The sequence below is a fragment of the [Leptolyngbya] sp. PCC 7376 genome (assembly GCF_000316605.1).
GTDB lineage: Bacteria > Cyanobacteriota > Cyanobacteriia > Cyanobacteriales > MRBY01 > MRBY01.
Genome location: NC_019683.1, coordinates 3,053,266 through 3,069,852, shown reverse-complemented (window position 1 = coordinate 3,069,852; position 16,587 = coordinate 3,053,266). Strand labels below are relative to the sequence as shown.

At 42.3% G+C, this 16,587-nt stretch carries 18 protein-coding genes and 1 pseudogene; 9 read left to right on the top strand and 10 right to left on the bottom strand.

Annotated features, from left to right (window positions below; all coding sequences use genetic code 11):
* Positions 1–6: 6 nt before the first annotated feature.
* From LEPTO7376_RS13745 to LEPTO7376_RS13730, 4 genes are read left to right on the top strand one after another with little or no spacing between them, the layout of a single operon-like run.
* Complete coding sequence (locus LEPTO7376_RS13745; RefSeq protein WP_015134775.1) at positions 7–1,251, top strand: folylpolyglutamate synthase/dihydrofolate synthase family protein; 1,245 nt, start codon at positions 7–9, stop codon at positions 1,249–1,251.
* The gene (locus tag LEPTO7376_RS13740) at positions 1,235–1,621 is read left to right on the top strand and encodes a hypothetical protein (protein ID WP_015134774.1); all 387 of its coding nucleotides are present in this window, start codon (positions 1,235–1,237) and stop codon (positions 1,619–1,621) included. Before LEPTO7376_RS13745 ends, LEPTO7376_RS13740 begins: the two co-directional genes overlap by 17 nt.
* Positions 1,622–2,581, top strand: a complete 960-nt coding sequence (locus LEPTO7376_RS13735) for an ADP-ribosylglycohydrolase family protein (protein WP_015134773.1) — start codon at positions 1,622–1,624, stop codon at positions 2,579–2,581.
* Entirely contained in the window at positions 2,500–3,048 is a 549-nt protein-coding gene (locus LEPTO7376_RS13730; RefSeq protein WP_160148461.1) for a hypothetical protein, read from the top strand. Before LEPTO7376_RS13735 ends, LEPTO7376_RS13730 begins: the two co-directional genes overlap by 82 nt.
* A 33-nt stretch (positions 3,049–3,081) precedes the next feature.
* Here LEPTO7376_RS13730 and LEPTO7376_RS23620 read toward each other — a convergent pair whose 3' ends face one another.
* The 3 genes from LEPTO7376_RS23620 to LEPTO7376_RS13715 all read right to left on the bottom strand — a co-directional run bounded on the left by LEPTO7376_RS23620 (position 3,082) and on the right by LEPTO7376_RS13715 (position 4,834).
* Entirely contained in the window at positions 3,082–4,083 is a 1,002-nt protein-coding gene (locus LEPTO7376_RS23620; RefSeq protein ID WP_015134771.1) for a D-Ala-D-Ala carboxypeptidase family metallohydrolase, read from the bottom strand.
* 122 nt (positions 4,084–4,205) lie between these two features.
* A complete protein-coding gene (locus tag LEPTO7376_RS13720; RefSeq protein ID WP_015134770.1) occupies positions 4,206–4,463 on the bottom strand; it encodes a hypothetical protein in 258 nt (85 codons plus the stop codon).
* A 113-nt stretch (positions 4,464–4,576) separates the two neighbouring features.
* On the bottom strand, positions 4,577–4,834 hold the full coding sequence (locus LEPTO7376_RS13715; RefSeq protein ID WP_015134769.1) for a VOC family protein: 258 nt from the start codon (positions 4,832–4,834) through the stop codon (positions 4,577–4,579).
* A gap of 97 nt (positions 4,835–4,931) precedes the next feature.
* Here LEPTO7376_RS13715 and LEPTO7376_RS24825 point away from each other — a divergent pair.
* Positions 4,932–5,075: pseudogene (locus LEPTO7376_RS24825) on the top strand (PHP domain-containing protein); the annotation flags it as partial.
* Positions 5,076–5,166: 91 nt separating this feature from the next.
* On the opposite strand, the gene LEPTO7376_RS23615 reads toward LEPTO7376_RS24825, so the two are convergent.
* A complete protein-coding gene (locus LEPTO7376_RS23615; RefSeq protein WP_015134767.1) occupies positions 5,167–6,084 on the bottom strand; it encodes a PTPA-CTERM sorting domain-containing protein in 918 nt (305 codons plus the stop codon).
* A gap of 385 nt (positions 6,085–6,469) precedes the next feature.
* Here LEPTO7376_RS23615 and LEPTO7376_RS13705 point away from each other — a divergent pair, with 385 nt between their 5' ends.
* Positions 6,470–9,142, top strand: a complete 2,673-nt coding sequence (locus LEPTO7376_RS13705; RefSeq protein WP_015134766.1) for a trans-splicing intein-formed DNA polymerase III subunit alpha N-terminal partner DnaE-N — start codon at positions 6,470–6,472, stop codon at positions 9,140–9,142.
* Positions 9,143–9,169: 27 nt separating this feature from the next.
* Here LEPTO7376_RS13705 and LEPTO7376_RS13700 read toward each other — a convergent pair whose 3' ends face one another.
* The 3 genes from LEPTO7376_RS13700 to LEPTO7376_RS13690 all read right to left on the bottom strand — a co-directional run bounded on the left by LEPTO7376_RS13700 (position 9,170) and on the right by LEPTO7376_RS13690 (position 11,848).
* A complete protein-coding gene (locus tag LEPTO7376_RS13700) occupies positions 9,170–10,303 on the bottom strand; it encodes a hypothetical protein (RefSeq protein WP_015134765.1) in 1,134 nt (377 codons plus the stop codon).
* Positions 10,304–10,306: 3 nt separating this feature from the next.
* Positions 10,307–11,233 carry a hypothetical protein gene (locus tag LEPTO7376_RS13695; protein ID WP_015134764.1) on the bottom strand — a complete coding sequence of 309 codons (927 nt, stop codon included), beginning with the start codon at positions 11,231–11,233 and terminating at the stop codon, positions 10,307–10,309.
* A gap of 63 nt (positions 11,234–11,296) precedes the next feature.
* Positions 11,297–11,848 (bottom strand): Uma2 family endonuclease, encoded by a 552-nt coding sequence (locus LEPTO7376_RS13690; RefSeq protein WP_264308899.1) that lies wholly within the window; start codon positions 11,846–11,848, stop codon positions 11,297–11,299.
* A gap of 149 nt (positions 11,849–11,997) precedes the next feature.
* Here LEPTO7376_RS13690 and LEPTO7376_RS26465 point away from each other — a divergent pair, with 149 nt between their 5' ends.
* A complete protein-coding gene (locus LEPTO7376_RS26465) occupies positions 11,998–12,171 on the top strand; it encodes a hypothetical protein (protein ID WP_160148460.1) in 174 nt (57 codons plus the stop codon).
* Positions 12,172–12,337: 166 nt separating this feature from the next.
* Here the strand turns inward: LEPTO7376_RS26465 and psbH are convergent, their stop codons facing one another.
* Positions 12,338–12,541 (bottom strand): photosystem II reaction center phosphoprotein PsbH, encoded by a 204-nt coding sequence (gene psbH, locus LEPTO7376_RS13685; RefSeq protein ID WP_015134762.1) that lies wholly within the window; start codon positions 12,539–12,541, stop codon positions 12,338–12,340.
* Between the two features lie 80 nt (positions 12,542–12,621).
* Here psbH and psbN point away from each other — a divergent pair, with 80 nt between their 5' ends.
* Positions 12,622–12,753 carry a photosystem II reaction center protein PsbN gene (gene psbN / locus LEPTO7376_RS13680; RefSeq protein WP_015134761.1) on the top strand — a complete coding sequence of 44 codons (132 nt, stop codon included), beginning with the start codon at positions 12,622–12,624 and terminating at the stop codon, positions 12,751–12,753.
* Positions 12,754–12,940: 187 nt separating this feature from the next.
* Here psbN and LEPTO7376_RS13675 read toward each other — a convergent pair whose 3' ends face one another.
* Positions 12,941–14,101: a cupin-like domain-containing protein gene (locus LEPTO7376_RS13675; RefSeq protein WP_015134760.1), complete on the bottom strand. Its 1,161-nt coding sequence runs from the start codon at positions 14,099–14,101 to the stop codon at positions 12,941–12,943.
* A gap of 281 nt (positions 14,102–14,382) precedes the next feature.
* On the opposite strand from LEPTO7376_RS13675, the gene LEPTO7376_RS13670 reads away from it, so the two are divergent.
* A complete protein-coding gene (locus tag LEPTO7376_RS13670; protein ID WP_015134759.1) occupies positions 14,383–14,853 on the top strand; it encodes an MBL fold metallo-hydrolase in 471 nt (156 codons plus the stop codon).
* Positions 14,854–15,034: 181 nt separating this feature from the next.
* Here the strand turns inward: LEPTO7376_RS13670 and guaA are convergent, their stop codons facing one another.
* Positions 15,035–16,582 carry a glutamine-hydrolyzing GMP synthase gene (gene guaA, locus LEPTO7376_RS13665; protein WP_225901217.1) on the bottom strand — a complete coding sequence of 516 codons (1,548 nt, stop codon included), beginning with the start codon at positions 16,580–16,582 and terminating at the stop codon, positions 15,035–15,037.
* Positions 16,583–16,587: the final 5 nt, after the last annotated feature.

Here is a 16,587-nt window from a genome sequence, read left to right as displayed (position 1 = left end):
ATTTCCATGTCTTACGCTGCGGTTTCGGATTTATTAGGGCAATTTCAGCACTTTGGGATCAATCTGGGTTTAAGTCGGATTCAAACGTTATTGAATAATCTCAGAAATCCTCAAAATTCTGTGGTGATCGCCCATGTTGCGGGTACGAATGGGAAGGGTTCGGTATGTGCATATTTATCATCGATTTTGAAGGCGGCAGACTATAAGGTTGGTCGATTTACGTCGCCTCATTTAGTGAGCTGGACTGAACGGATGTGCATCAATAATCAACAAATTTCTGCTGAACGATTACTCGCTATTTTAGAAACAGTGAAAGCGGCGATCGCCCCAGAAGATGAAACACCTACCCAATTTGAGATTATTACTGCAGCCGCATTTGTGTATTTTGCGCAAGAAAAAGTAGACATTGCAGTGATTGAAGTGGGATTAGGAGGGCGGCTAGATTCGACGAATGTCTGCGATCGCCCCCTAGTGTCTGTGATCACCTCGATTGGGATGGATCATTGGCAACGATTGGGAAAGACCCTCGACAAAATTGCTGGCGAGAAAGCGGGTGTTTTGAAACAAGATTGTCCGGCGGTAATTGGGGAAGTGCCAGAAATTGCGGCAAAGGTAATTCAGGAAAAGGCGGAATCAGTAAATTGTCCGGCCACATGGATTCAAGCGGCGACCAGAACAGAAGCTGGATTGGCTAATTACCAAGGATTTGAGTATGATTTGCCGCTACTTGGGGATATTCAGCTCCATAATTCGGCGATCGCCATCGAAGCAATTTATTCGTTACGAAAGCAAGGGTGGCAGATTTCTGATGCCCAGCTCCGAGAAGGGATTGCGCAAACAAGTTGGGCTGGGCGAATTGAATGGCGACAATGGAAAGGTCAGAAAATATTGATTGATGGTGCTCACAATGGTGTTGCAGCAGAAGCTTTACGAGATTATGTTGATGGATTATCGCAGCCTGTTACTTGGGTGATGGGAATGCTCTCGACAAAGGATCATCAAAATGTTTTTCGCGCGTTGTTGAGAGAGAAAGATACATTACATCTTGTACCTGTGGGCGGTCATAGCAGCGCCAAACCGAGTGAGTTGGGGATGTTAGCCCAGCTAATTTGTCCAGGGCTGAAACAATGTCTTACCCACAAAACTTTACCGGAAGCCCTTGATTCGGCGATCGCCACCGGAGAAACTGTAGTGTTATGCGGTTCACTGTATTTGTTAGGGGAATTCTTGGGCTATGAAGCCAAAATTTAAAACCCATTCGGCATGGGAGCAAGCGCAATTGTTGATGCAACCAGCGTTTATTCGGGTTGTGGATAATTTTCGAGATCAACTGGAAGATTCTGACTGGGAAGGAGAATACGAAGAAATTCAAGATCCTTACCCTGGCTATGTGTTGCACCTCAAATGTGAGGAAGCGGAGCACGATATTAACCTCTGGGATTTGTGTTATCAGGTCTGTTTTGTGCAATATCCGAGTGAGTCAGTAAATGGAGAAAGTTGCGAAGTTGATATCGACACGAACCTTTTTGAAGCATCAGGTGCTGTAGATTGGCAGAAGCTCGAAAATAAAACGCAAATGCTGATCAAACAAATTTTTGCGACATTACCAGAGGCAAAGTAGATGGTTACAGCAGCTCAGATTAAAGGCGGTTTAATGGGGGTCTGTGTCGCAGATGCGCTGGGGGTTCCGGTGGAATTTTCAACGCGGGAAGAACGGCATAGTGATCCGGTTATTTCGATGCGAGGTTTCGGGACTTATAATCAACCGCCTGGCACTTGGTCTGATGATAGCTCTTTGACGTTTTGTCTTGCGGAGGCGATCGCCGAAGTAGGTTTAGGAGATGAGCTGCCAGAACATCTAGGCCGAAAAATGGGGCTATGGCTAGAGCAATCCTATTGGACTCCTCACGGCGAAACATTTGATGTGGGCCAAACTACGGCGATCGCCATTCGCAAAATTTTGTCTGGGGTCAGTCCCTTAGAAGCGGGTGGAAGTGATGAACGCAGTAATGGCAATGGTTCTCTGATGCGAATTTTGCCCCTTGCTTTTTTCGCTGACATGTTGCCCTATGCAGAGTTGCTGGATCTCACCCACAATATTTCATCTCTCACCCACCGCCATCCCCGTTCATTAGTCGCTTGTGGCATTTATCTGAGTATTGCCATTGAGCTTCTAAAAAATCAGGATTTGACGACAGCCTATGAATTAGGAATTAGGCGATCACAGGAATTTTATAGCAACTCCATTTACCACAACGAACTCGAACATTACGAGGATGTCTTACTCGGTTCTGTGGGCAATTTATCGATTGAAGAAATTGAATCCAGTGGTTATGTTGTCCATACACTCGAAGCCTCTCTGTGGTGCTGCCTCAATAATGGCAACTATGCGGACACAGTTTTAGCTGCCGTAAACCTCGGTGACGACACAGACACAACTGCGGCGATCGCCGGTGGATTGGCGGGTATTTATTATGGCCTAGACAATATTCCCGACGAATGGCAAAAACTGATTCACCATCACGACGAAATTCTGACGTTAGGCGATCGCCTATTTTTGAGTATGGCAACTACTGTATAACGGTGGCGGATAGTTCATCATTGATTGAATTTCAAAGCGAGCATCTCCTCAGTAAATGGGGTTTTGACGACGGTGATCTACTCATCCCAACTTTAAAAAATAACGGCTTTCCAAATATTGATACAGACAACGATTTTTGGATTTTCTTTAATCGTTTGGTGTTATGCGAAGTCGTTGAACGTTTTGTCTGTACCCAGATTGAAAATCAAATCAAACCCTATCGATGTTTGTCTTCCCATAACCCTATTCGCATCTACGAAATCGACGGCCATCATGTGAGTAATTTGCCCATAAATGACCTGATATTAAGACCTTGGGCGATCGCCGTGAAAAAGACACAGATTATCGCCACAGCCAAGCAACTCTATCAAGAACGCCGTCAATTTAAAGATTCCAATGGAGATTGGAGTTATTTAATCTCCTCAGAGGTCGCTAAAATTACGCGAGTACAACAAGGTTGGGAATAATGGGGCGATCGCCTTTTCTAAGCAAAATATCAATTAATAACCGAACGTAATTCGTCTGGCGATGGGTCGAATATCCATATGCCAAAATCCCTTGCGAGGCCCAGCAATACCAACCCCTTTAATCTCAGGCACAGCCTTAATCGCATTTAATAAGCCCTGATAATTACCATTCATCGGCTGCACATCTAGAGCCCGTGCATATTTATGTTGGGATCTTGATGCTCCAATTTTCAGATTCGGTGGACGATAAGCACTGGTAATTCGAATTGGTGAACCAAATTTTTGTCGTACTTTCCCAAAAGCTTTGGCCGTTGCCATCATATTTCTGACAATTTGTTCTTGGCTACCAAACTGACTTGTAGACATTGGCAATCGCGAAAAACCCCGGGTCATTTCACCCCAAGTAATGTTGCTGTTGGGCACAATCATCTGATTTTCATAGACGAGACCTACCACAGGTAAGGTTCTGGATTTACCTGTTTTGGGGCCAGTACTACCGCTGGAGCTCGATTGAACAACTTGGCCTTGCTCAGAAACCTGGTGTTTCGGTGTCAACTCATCTAACGCATCAATCGTACTAGCACCAAGGGCTTCAGGATAGGCTAAAAAACCTTCTTCTTTAAATTTTCGTAGGGCAGCAATAGTTTTTTGCCCCACTTTTCCATCAACATCACTCTGGCTCAAATAGGCACCATTAACAAGCTTCGATTGCACCCACTTCACCGTTTCAGCATCAGTGACATCTTTAAGTAAAATAGCCTTGGTGATTTTCGGAATAAATTCTCCGGCCTCTGGTTTTGGTGATAATTTCGCGAGGGCATCAATCGTTCCTGCTCCAATTGCTTCGGGATAGGCCAAAAGCATTTCTTCTTTAAATTCTCGCAAAGCGCCAATGCTTTTCGGCCCCACTAAACCATCAACATCGCTAGTCTTCAAATAATCACCACTTGCCAACTGGGATTGCACCCACTTAACCGTATCTTTATCGGTGACATCTTTGAGGAGAATTGCCTTTGTTACTTGGGGTTTAGCCATGATGTGACCCTCTAGAGCTTCGCTATTTCGATGGTAGCGAAAAGAATCGAAATGAAAACACAACGTAAATACAACACTACATAAACATGAGCTCTGACATCATGAATGGCGATCGCCTCTTTTTAGCGACTGAGACCATATGCCCAATGCATAAAAAAGATCGAAATCGCGAGTAACAAACCGATAATGCCCCACTTCCACCAAGTTGTTTTTTGTGATCTAATAAGCACCAAAGATATACTCAAAGGTAATAGCACACCCATTTCAATACCTAAGTTGTAATAGAAAAAATAGTTACTGAGACTTGGTTTTCCGGCACTGGGAAGTAGTCCAAAAGGTAATTTGAAGGCTGTTTTATCCAGTGGCCATGCGATCGCCATTTGCAGTGGTTACCGAGAAAAATCAGAGGCTATTTGTTGGGTTTAAATACCGAAAAAAATAGTTATCAAGTGGGTTCCCCTCTGCTCAAGAAAACTTGTAATGCCACGGTTGATTATTTTCTTAACCCCGAAAATCTCAAAGATCCGTCCCACCCATTCACATTGATATCTACTTCAATGCCCAATCGCATATGAGAAACAGCATTATTTTTGGCTAGATAAATCTCAAAGATGACATTGCCAACTGGGAAAGAATAATGCTTTGGTCCTTCGCCGTGTTGCTCTGCTGTTAACTCAAACCCTAGTTCGCTGTAAAACTCAAAGGACTTTTGAAGATTGTCGACATAGAGAACGACATAATTTAGCTGCATAGGACATGTTTTTCTGATCAAATATTCTGCGTGGTGATCGCCAATCCCTATCCTATAAATGATAACTACCCACTACATATAGAGTTGGCTAGCCTTTATGTCCTTCGTCGGTCTGCATATCCACAGCGATTATTCTCTCCTTGATGGCGCGTCCCAGATTAAGCCTCTCGTTAAGCGTGCCCAAGAACTGAATATGCCGGCGATCACCTTGATGGATCTCAGGATCTTGTATGAGGTGATCGCCTGATTGATAAAAGATGTCTCTTTACTAAGATTGAAGTATGGAGCATTATCTGTTCCTTCATTCTCAAGGAGAGATCTTGGCAAGAAAACTAACTCCTGCTGCGATGGCGTGCCGATCCAAATATCCCAAGCCAAATTGGCAGAACAAAAGTTGGAGTGGGTACAACGGCAGTTGGTTCAGTCATTACAACGGTAGTTGGTTTTGTCGCGACAATAGCAGTTGGTTCGGTCATTACAACGGCAGTTGGTTTCTTAGCGACAACGGTAGTTGGTTTTGTCGTTACAATGGCAGTCGGGGAAAAGATGTCGTCCCATCCAAGGACGACATCTTTTCCTAAGAATCCAATAAAAGACTGAAAAGAATTATCTGCTTCAAAAGTACTATCGAAATCGAATAAGTTTGCTACGCTCCCGATTGAAAGGCCATGATGATTGTACATAGTATCGCTCTGGCTATCACTGAAAGCAATGGCTTCCCCGCAGACAGCTACTGCAACCTCAGGTTGATAAAAACCATCATCAAACAAACATGCCTCAAAAACGATAGAGGTATTGGAGTCAAAGTAAGTTAGATGAGCCACTAAAGGATTTCTCGTCTCAGAAGATTCAGAAGATTCAGAAGATTCAGAAGATTCAGAAGATTCAGAAGATTCAGAAGATTCAGAAGATTCAGAAGATTCAGAAGATTCAGAAGATTCAGAAGATTCAGAAGATTCAGAAGATTCAGAAGATTCAGAGGATTCAGACTGTTGTAGAAGAGAATGATTCGTGTTGAGAACAACAGCTAGAAAGCCGCCAAGAAAAAAGCTAACAAGTGCAATCTGCACGATATTGATCGTAATCTTGAACGGAGTAAGATTGAAATTGATTTGTGGATTATTAAGTGTGATTTTCCATGTTAAGTTTGACGTTTTTTTTGATGAAATCTTAACTTTTGAGTTTATCAATAGGTAGATGAGATCTAAGTAACCTTGAGGGTCATCTCTTCTCTCTGAATCATTAGGCATATCGTTAAGCACCTGTATGGGGGAGAACTAAATTGTTATCGTGTTTTTTTAGTCTCTAAAGTGGAATTACCATCTTCTATTCCACAATTTTAAATACTTTAATTCCGTAATTTCCCGGAGAACATTAAAGATGCCGTGAAAATTGTATCTTTGCCAAGATAAATTCTAAGAAAAGTCTAAAATTGTACTTTGGCCATTTCGTTCGACTGTTGGCTCAAATACGGGGTCATCATAAAACATTGCATTTGTTGGATATTGATCACTTAAGGAACAGAACACTAGGTTGCGTAAGACCTGTTTTTTTTCACAATATTTATGTGTGGCGATCGCCAAACCCTACCCTAAAATGATAACTACCCACTACATATAGAGTTGGTTAGCCTTTATGTCCTTTGTCGGTCTGCATATTCACAGCGATTATTCTCTCCTTGATGGCGCGTCCCAGATTAAGCCTCTCGTTAAGCGTGCCCAAGAACTGAATATGCCAGCGATCGCCCTGACGGATCATGGCGTTATGTATGGCGCAATTGAACTACTGAAAACCTGTCGTGGCAAGGGTATCAAGCCGATTATTGGCAATGAGATGTATGTGATTAATGCAGACATCCACGACAAAATGCAGAGCAACGGTAAATTAAAACGCCACAAAAAATATCATCAAGTTGTCCTCGCCAAAAATACTCAAGGCTACAAAAATCTCGTTAAACTCACCACGATTTCTCACCTTGAGGGTTACCAAGGCCGAGGGATTTTCGCGCGTCCCTGTATCAACAAAGAACTGATCGAAAAGCACCATGAAGGTCTAATTATGACTAGTGCTTGCCTTGGCGGTGAAGTGCCTCAGTGCATCCTTAAGGGCGAATATCAGAGAGCGTTGGATGTGGCTAAATGGTACAAAGATTTATTGGGTGATGACTATTACCTCGAAATCCAAGACCATGGCTCCCAGGAAGACCGCATTGTTAATGTGGCGATCGTCAAAATTGCCCGCAAGCTTGGCATTAAAATCATCGCGACGAATGACTCCCACTACATTTCTTGCTACGACGTAGAAGCCCACGATGCCCTACTTTGCATCCAAACTGCCAAACTGATTACCGAAGATAAACGCCTACGGTATAGCGGCACAGAATATATTAAATCTGCGGAAGAGATGCGTATGCTCTTTCAGGATCACCTAGACCCCGAAGTTATCGAAGAGGCGATCGCTAACACCCTAGAAGTCGCTGAAAAAGTCCAACCTTACAAAATTTTGGGAGAACCCCGCATTCCCGATTATCCAATCCCTAGCGGCCACACTGCTGATAGTTATCTCGAAGAAGTGACATGGGAAGGACTCAAGGAGCGCATGAAATGCAAAACTCGCGGCGAAGTTGACCCTACCTATAAAGAACGCCTCGAATATGAACTGAAAATGATGCAGCGGATGGGTTTCTCTACCTATTTTTTGGTGGTGTGGGACTACATCAAATATGCTCGCGACCATAACATTCCCGTTGGCCCTGGACGTGGCTCAGCCGCGGGGTCTCTTGTCGCCTATGCCCTCGGTATTACTAATATTGATCCCATTCACCACACCTTATTATTTGAACGTTTCCTAAATCCCGAACGGAAATCAATGCCTGATGTTGATACAGATTTTTGTATTGAGCGGCGACAGGAAATGATCGAATATGTCACCGAAAAATATGGCAAAGAGCGAGTAGCGCAGATTATTACCTTTAATAAAATGACGTCGAAAGCAGTGCTCAAAGACGTTGCGCGGGTGCTGGATATTCCCTATGCCGAATCCGATGAAATGGCAAAAATGATTCCTGTTGCCAGAGGTAAGCCCGCCAAGCTTAAGGTAATGATCTCGGACGACACACCAGAGCCCGAATTTAAGCGTCGTTATGATACCGATCCGGGTGTGCGACGTTGGCTGGATATGGCGATCCGTATTGAAGGAACCAATAAAACCTTTGGTGTACACGCTGCCGGAGTCGTAATTTCCTCTGATCCCCTCGATGAAGCTGTGCCATTGCAGCGCAACAATGAGGGTGCTGTGATCACGCAGTACTACATGGAAGATGTGGAGGCGATGGGCCTCCTCAAGATGGACTTTTTGGGGCTGCGTAACCTCACCACCATTCAGAAAACTGCTGACCTCGTCCAAAAACATCGCGATGTCGAATTAGATCTAGATCAGTTGCCTCTCGATGAACGGAGAGCTTTAGAAATTTTGGCGAAGGGTACAGCGAAAAAACTACCCCCAGATATCAAAAATACCCATGGTCTGTTTGAAGAAGGCCAACTGGCAGGAATTTTCCAGCTAGAGTCCGATGGTATGAAAAAGATTGTGCAAGATCTGAAGCCTTCGGGCATTGAGGATATTTCGTCTATTTTGGCGCTCTACCGTCCGGGCCCACTAGATGCTGGTCTGATCCCTATTTTTATCGACCGTAAGCATGGCCGCGAAGAAATTCGGTATCAACATGAACTGCTCCGTCCCATTCTCAAAGAAACCTATGGCGTGCTCGTTTACCAAGAGCAAATCATGAAAATGGCGCAGGATTTGGCGGGCTATTCCCTTGGGGAAGCGGATCTATTGCGCCGAGCGATGGGTAAAAAGAAAATCGCCGAAATGAAAAAGCATGAGGTGAAATTTATTGATGGTGCGGCAAAAAATGGTGTACCTCAGGAAGTTTCAAAGGATCTGTTTGATCAAATGGTGAAGTTTGCGGAGTATTGCCTCGATGGTGAAACGCCCATTGTGACAGTTGAATATGGTGTGTTGCCCATTCGAGAGATTGTGGAGAAAGAATTACTTTGCAGTGTTTACAGTATTGATGAGAATGGGTTTGTTTATACCCAACCTGTTGAACAGTGGCATCAAAGGGGCGATCGCCAGATGTTCGAATACCAACTCGATAATGGTGGGGTTATTCGAGCGACACCAGATCATAAATTCCTGACGACAGAAGGGGAGATGGTGGCGATCGATGAGATCTTTGAAAAGGGTTTAAACCTCGCTGAGTTTGCCCCTGCGGATTTACCCAGTTCCCAATTAGTTGCTTAGAAATGGTAAGTTCATAATTGAAATTCTCTATTTATTGCTTCTGTATTTCTCGAATAAAGTCATTTTTTTCTGCTCAATTTCTCTTAAAATAAAACCTCTCAACTCGTTCTGACTAATTCCTCTTAAGGGAGAAACAGAAGAAATCCGGGTGACATCTACTTCTAACTCAGATTCTCTGTCTTGCTTCTTTTGAAAGTCTCTAAAAAGAAATGAAATAACACATTCCCCAGAAATTCCTTTGATATCTAACATTTTAAATCGAGCATCTAATTGATATATTTCGAGACACTTATGATTGTCTTTTCTGGAAACAAAAAAAGTTTTATGAAGATTCTCTCCATTTAATTTCATTTTTTTGATTTCAGATTGAATCCAGTTTAAATCCCGTGATAGCTCAACCTTGGGATCTGGAGAAATTCCCAAATCAACAATCCCTAAAAAGTCGAGCATAGGAGAATCTAGATTCTTTGTAATATCCAGTAAGTATGCAATTCTATTTTCATTCGAGAATGAAGAAAATAATATTTTCTCTAAACTTTTTTGATCGTCAATATGTCCATCTTCCTTAAATTCTTTTATTAGAATTCGTGATATTTTTGAACTGATCACCTTAGTCTCTTGAGAAGTGTGATGATGTGTTATTAGAATCTGAATATTTTCATCAACCTCATTTTTTTTTATTTCCAAAGAGCCCGAAAAAACTTTTTTCTCATTTGCCCAGCTTTTTGATAAATCTGTTCTCTCAACTTGAAAGTTCATTTTAATGTGATCTAAATTATCTTGAACAGGGATGAATTTTGGTTCTCCCTTAACTCTATATGGGGCATATTCTAAATCCAAACAATCATGAAGACTGAAAGTTTCTGGTATACAGTCTATTAATGACTCATTACTTGAAAAAGCGATACTTTGTGTGATTATTTTTGGATTGTCTTCTCGAATATTTTGACAATCGCATAGCTGATCAAATTCTTCAGGACTCAGAAGAAGACTCGACAAGACTGGTATCGTATCTCTCTTTTCTGTATTTTTAATAAAAATGCCTCTGCTTTTCAAAATATTATTTAAGTCTCCACGACTGACATAAGATTGAACCATGAGTTCACGCAGCTTTTCTCCAAATGGAAGCATTTGATCAAGATTAGGAGGCTGTTCATTCATGATTTATATATTTCTCAGATTTTGTTTATACGATTTGACTTCAAGAAAATTTGTGAAACTTTGATCTACAAAGCTAAGCTTGACCTCATTTACTTGATTGGAATGTAGTAAAGGATCATAGTCAGGGAATAAAATCAATGTTTTTGCTGTCAACCCTTGCCCTATTTCTAGGGCAAGACCCATCATTCGTTTTAAATTCTTAGAACTAAACTTGTCCAGTATTGTCAGCACAAGAATCTGCGTATTATTTTCTGTATATGTAATGCGAAATAAAAGTATATTAGAATTAACACATTCAACTGGCAAAGTGTTTCCAGAAACCCGACGGCTAGTATAGTTAAAGTTTTTGCCCGTATTTTGATAGAAAAACTCTATTTTTTCATTTGAATACTGTGATTCTAGAAAAGACTTTACTTCACGTATAAATTCAGCCTTGAGGTTATCAACGACATATGTTGTGTCAAAGTTGTATTTCGTTAATTCACGTGCATTACAAATTTTTGATATTAAGTCATTATTGTCTTCCGTACTATCATTGCTTAGCCAAAAAAGAACTCCGATATCCCTCGTATTAGATATGTTTTGAACTTGAAAATTGCGAATAAGAGATTCTCTAATAGAAGATCTTTTAAAGCACTCAATAGTCTTCGAAAGATCATAAAAATGAGACTTGAATGTACTGTTTGGGGAAGTTGGATAGCCGTTAGCCGTGTATTTGACTGATACTATCAAGTTGTCAAGGGTATCATCAATCAAAGGAGATGGATAAGAAAATAATAAATCTATTCCATGAGTTTCTGCTTTATGTATTGTTTTTCTTAAGCACGTCAGTTCAATATTCTCTTGGCAATTATTCCAGCCTAGATGACGAAGAAATGCACGGACAATTTCCTCTCCCCGTTCACCAACTTTTTTTGACCATTCACCCATAATTGGCTGTGAAAAATATATTTATTTGTATCCTACTTAATTAAGCACTTATTGACAACTCGACTATATCTTTCGATTAAGCCAATTACGCAATTCTCGAATTAATGAATTTTCTCCTTGCTGGTTACGTCTCCCCAAAAGTTCTAAGAGTTTAGATCGATTGAGGATTGGTAATACTTTTGATTGAGTTTGAATTTGATATCCTTCATTCTCTAAAACATAAATTGTCAGTCTCTTACCATCAAAACGCCAGACTTCTGTAATGCCCAAGCTCGCGTAAATTGCTAATCGATCTAGCGAACTACTGGTGGTATCAATCTCAATTGCTAAATCAGGCGGTGGATCTCTCATCAGATCGATGTGAGTTTTGCCCCGAACCTGCGCCTCAGAAGTAATGTAATAACATTCATCCGGTTCGAAACCTCCCTGCAAATCCTCCCGACCCCAAGTCGTCGAACCCAAACTATATATCTCTAACCCTAATTCTTCCGTTGTTGCCTCGACAATCTGCCCTAATAACCGCTTATTTGCCTCATGCTCTGGTAAAAGGGTCATAATCTCTAGCCATTTATTATCGTAGGTTAAACGCTTGTTCGGTTTTCCGCGAGATCCCACACTAGAGCCTGATAGGTAGACCAACTGACCCCCCACAAAAGTACCCGCTGTTCATGAATCGGTATAAGCGTTGTAACCATTAGCCCTGACTATAATTTTCTCTGATTTCATATGATACTCATCCCTATTTGATGTAGGGCGATCGCCAGATGTTTGAGTACCAACTCGATAATGGCGGGATTATTCGAGCGACACCAGACCATAAATTCCTCACTGCTGATGGTCGAATGTTGGCGATCGACACCATTTTCCAAGAGGATTTGGAGTTAGCAGATTACGCGAACTTACAGTCCAGCTCCTATCAGTTCTTCTCTGTCGCTTAGCAATCCAATCCTTATAACCCTAAACCGATCACTAACTTCAGCAGAATGATGATTGGTTGATTCGGGCTGTCGGCTTAAACTTTGCTGACTGCTAAAAATGGACAAAAAAAATCTGGGTAGACCCAGACTTAAATTTATTTTTTATAAAGGTTTTAAATTTAATGATTTAGAGACCAAGAGCTGTCCAATCAACCTCAAAGCCATCGAGGATCAAGGAAGAGTTGTAGATTTGGAGAATGATTAAAAGAAATACCAAAAACAAAGCCATGAATACGCCCATCAAAGGAGTTGTACCCCAACCGGGGGAAACTTTACCGTATTCGGAATTCAAAGGCTTGAGGATGTCTCCCAGTCGAGTACGCTGTGCCATAGGATTCAGAGATCGTAAAGGATTTTTGTAATGTTCCGTAATATTATAGGGGAAGAGTAATCATAATCTGAGATATAAACATGGATTCTGCAACAGTTCTTAGCATCGGTATCGCTGCGGTCGTGATCGCAGTAACTGGCTTTTCAGTGTACACAGCCTTTGGCCCGCCTTCTGTTGAGCTTGATGACCCCTTCGAGGATCATGAGGACTAATCGTCATTTTCTCGATGGCTAATTTTTTCGGTTTATGAGTATTTTTTTGAAAAATAACGTTTAAATTTCAATTATTTTGGGGCAGTCTTACGAGACTGCTCTTTTTTTTCTGTTGGCGATCGCCCTAATCACGCTCAGAAATATTGATTTTGTTGAAATCTGAGAATTCAGAGCATCATTTCTGAGGCTAAGGAAACTTAGTGCGTATATTCCGGAAGCAGAGTTGTCCGCTGGTCTCGATAGCACGGCATTGCTGCCACCATAAGGCTGGGATAAAGAGTGCTTGGCCTTGGGTGAGGGTGAGTGAGTAAAACTTCGCCTCGGGGCAGAGTGGATAACGCTGTTCGTTGTAGTCTTCAAGATCGATTGAGCTAATCCAGTTTTCATCGCCATAAAGAAATTCGCTTTGCCAAGGTGCTGCTAGATGCCAATGACTTTCTCCCCAAAGTTGCACAATCAATAAATCCTCGACTTTCGCTTGGAGTGGAAAAGCTGAGAATGTTGATTGCAGCCACAAGAAGATTTGGTTTTCGGCAGGAATCTCACTGTTTAGATAAGTCTTTAATCGTGGGTAAGTAGCGTAAGCGTTGGCGATCGCCTCTGTGCCAAGCTCTATTAGATCGAAATTTATATAGACCTGTGGTTCGGCGATCGCCAAATAATCTCCCACGGTATCGGGCAGTGGACGCTCCGAAAGTGTGGTGAGATTGGCGGAAGAAGATAATTCAGGGAACTTCAGAGGAGTAATGGGATGTGCACCAAAGGTTTGCGCCAAACTTTCTGCTGTCTGCCAGGGGCGATCGCCACCTAAATCAGTCAGTACAACAGGGCGATTTGCTTGATAGTAATGCCGTTTAAAATCATCGATGGCAAGTTGGTTACGATAGTCAATATCAAGATCCGCGGTCTGCTCTTTCTCTCGATATAACTCTGCAATCAATTTTTGCTGTTGGAGCGATCGCCATTGTGGCTGAATATAAGCAAAACTAACTTCCTGAGGCAAAGCAAATACAACGTGATTCGCTGTTTCCTGCGTAATACCTTGCCCCGTTAAAATCTCTACTAAACTCTGATCCGAGACTCCCCTAAGCTTGTTTTCGATTAGCCATGTTTGCCAGCTTTCACTGAGAGTATATAGTTCTGGAATTGGGAGCGTTCCAGACAGTTCTTCTCCTGAAGCATGATTCCTCGCGATGGATGAATTCACTTCATTAGGCTGGAGAGATTGAAGCTTTAGAATTCCGAGGGCAATATCAACTTTTTCTTGCTCAGAGACGTCGGGATTTGTGAGTCGCTGTTGTAAAAAATCTAAAGCAAAGTTTTGGAGTTCTGTTACATCTATAGTCATTTGCAAAAAGATAATTTAAACAATCTAAAACACATCAAACTTGATTACAGAAAATATTGAGATTTCAACGAGGATTCATGATCAACTAAATCATTCTCCCTAGAGAATATTAACCTTTAACTCAAAGTATGAATCTAGAAAATCGCTTCACACTAGACTTTAAAAAATTATGTGGGAGTCTTTGTCTATGTTGCGTCGATTCAGCGCGATCAGCTCTACTATTTTAAGGTCTGCTGCAATCCTCACTGCGGTGCCAGTAGTTTGCCCAGAATTTTAGCCAAGTGGAAATTGAGACTGTCCCAATCACCGAAAATATTTATGTGTTGTATGGACGAGGCGGCAATATCGGTGTTTTGGTGGGTGAGGACGGCGTATTTTTAGTGGATGACCAATTTACGCCGCTCACTGCAAAAATCAAAGGGGCGATCGCCAAGTTCATCGACGAACCGATCAAATTTGTCATCAATACTCACTGGCATTTTGATCATACAGATGGCAATAAAAACCTAGGTAAAGAAGGCGTAGTGATTCTTCTAGGTCATGGAGAGATCACTGACTGTACAGGACTTGTGGAATATCGCAATATGCTGAGGGTAGTTCATGCCACTACTCTGACGGCGATCGCCAGCGGCAAAACCCTCGAAGAATTTATTGCCTCTGACCCAACCGCAGCCTTTGACGAAAAATGGGGAGAAACATTCCTCGAACCCGCTGCTTTTCAAACCATTGTCTATAGAGATTTATCCCGCTAAAACATTCTTGTAAGTTGCCAAAATAAAGACGAAAAAACGAACAGAAATATAATTGAGCTCTCATTTTTTTTGAGAACTTTTTCATTTTACAGGCCGTAATTTTGCACAAAAAAAGTCCCTCTGAATAAGAGGGACTTAAGAAGACTTTTAATCTTCTAGTCAATTGCAATTGATAATAAATCTATTCCCATTCGATGGTTCCAGGGGGCTTAGACGTAATGTCATAAACCACACGATTTACACCTTTTACTTCATTGACAATGCGATTAGAAATCGTCTCAAGGAGTTCATAGGGAGGCCGTGCCCAGTCGGCCGTCATACCATCTTCACTAGTGATCATCCGCAACACAACTGGGTGGGCATAAGTGCGTTTATCACCCATTACACCAACACTGCGGATCGGGAGCAACACAGCAAATGCTTGCCAAAAATCACTGTAGACATTTTGCTTTTTAATCTCATCCCGCACGACCCAATCAGCATCCCGGAGAATATTAAGGCGCTCGGAAGTCACTTCGCCGATAATCCGAATTGCTAGGCCGGGGCCAGGGAAAGGATGACGACGAATAATTTCTTGAGGTAAGCCAATATTTGCCGCAACTTTGCGAACTTCATCTTTAAAAAGTTTGCGGAGTGGCTCAACAAGTTTAAACCGTAAATCTTTGGGCAAACCACCAACATTGTGGTGGCTCTTAATTTTGACGGCGACACGCTCACCTGTTTTCGGGTCAACATTAGTGTCTGCAGATTCGATTACGTCAGGATAAAGCGTTCCCTGAGCAAGATAATCGAAAGGCCCTAAACGCTTCGATTCTTCCTCAAAGACAGCAATAAATTCATGACCGATAAGCTTACGTTTTTTCTCAGGATCGGTCACACCATCGAGCATATCGATAAAGCGATCGCGGGCATTAATGTACTCAACAGCAATATTAAATTGCTCATCGAAAATCTCCATCAACCGCTCAGGCTCACCCTTTCGCATAAAGCCTTGGTCGATAAACATACAGGTCAACTGATCGCCGATCGCCCGGTTTAATAAGAAAGCGAGCGTGGAGGAGTCTACACCACCAGAAAGAGCTAGCAATACTTTTTGGTCACCGATGCGGGCACGAATTTCGCGGATAGATTCTTCGACAAAAGCTTCTGTCGTCCAAGTCGGCTCACACTCGCAAATGTGATATACAAAATTGCGGATGAGCGCCATCCCATCTTTGGAATGTACTACCTCTGGATGGAATTGCACACCATAAAGCTTACGTTGGTGGTCGGCAACTGCTGCGCGGGGCGTGTTGTCCGTGTGAGCAAGCAATTCAAATCCATCAGGTAGATTCACACAAGAATCACCATGGCTCATCCACATTGTCGAGCCTTCACCCACATTAGTGAGGAGATCCGTCGGGTCGTCAATTTGAAGAGATGCTTTGCCATATTCTGCGTGTTCAGCGCGCTCGACTGTGCCGCCGAGCTGCTTCACCATGAGCTGCATGCCATAGCAAACACCTAGTACAGGAATGCCTAGGTTCCAGATTTCAGGATCACATTCAGGCGCAAACTCGTCATACACCGAGCTAGGGCCACCCGATAAAATGATGCCTCGGGGATTAAGCTGTTTTAACTGTTCTGCAGTGGTGCGATAGGAAATTACTTCAGAATAAACTTCTGTCTCACGAATCCTACGGGCGATCAACTCAGAATATTGCGAACCAAAATCTAAAATTACGAGCATTTGTC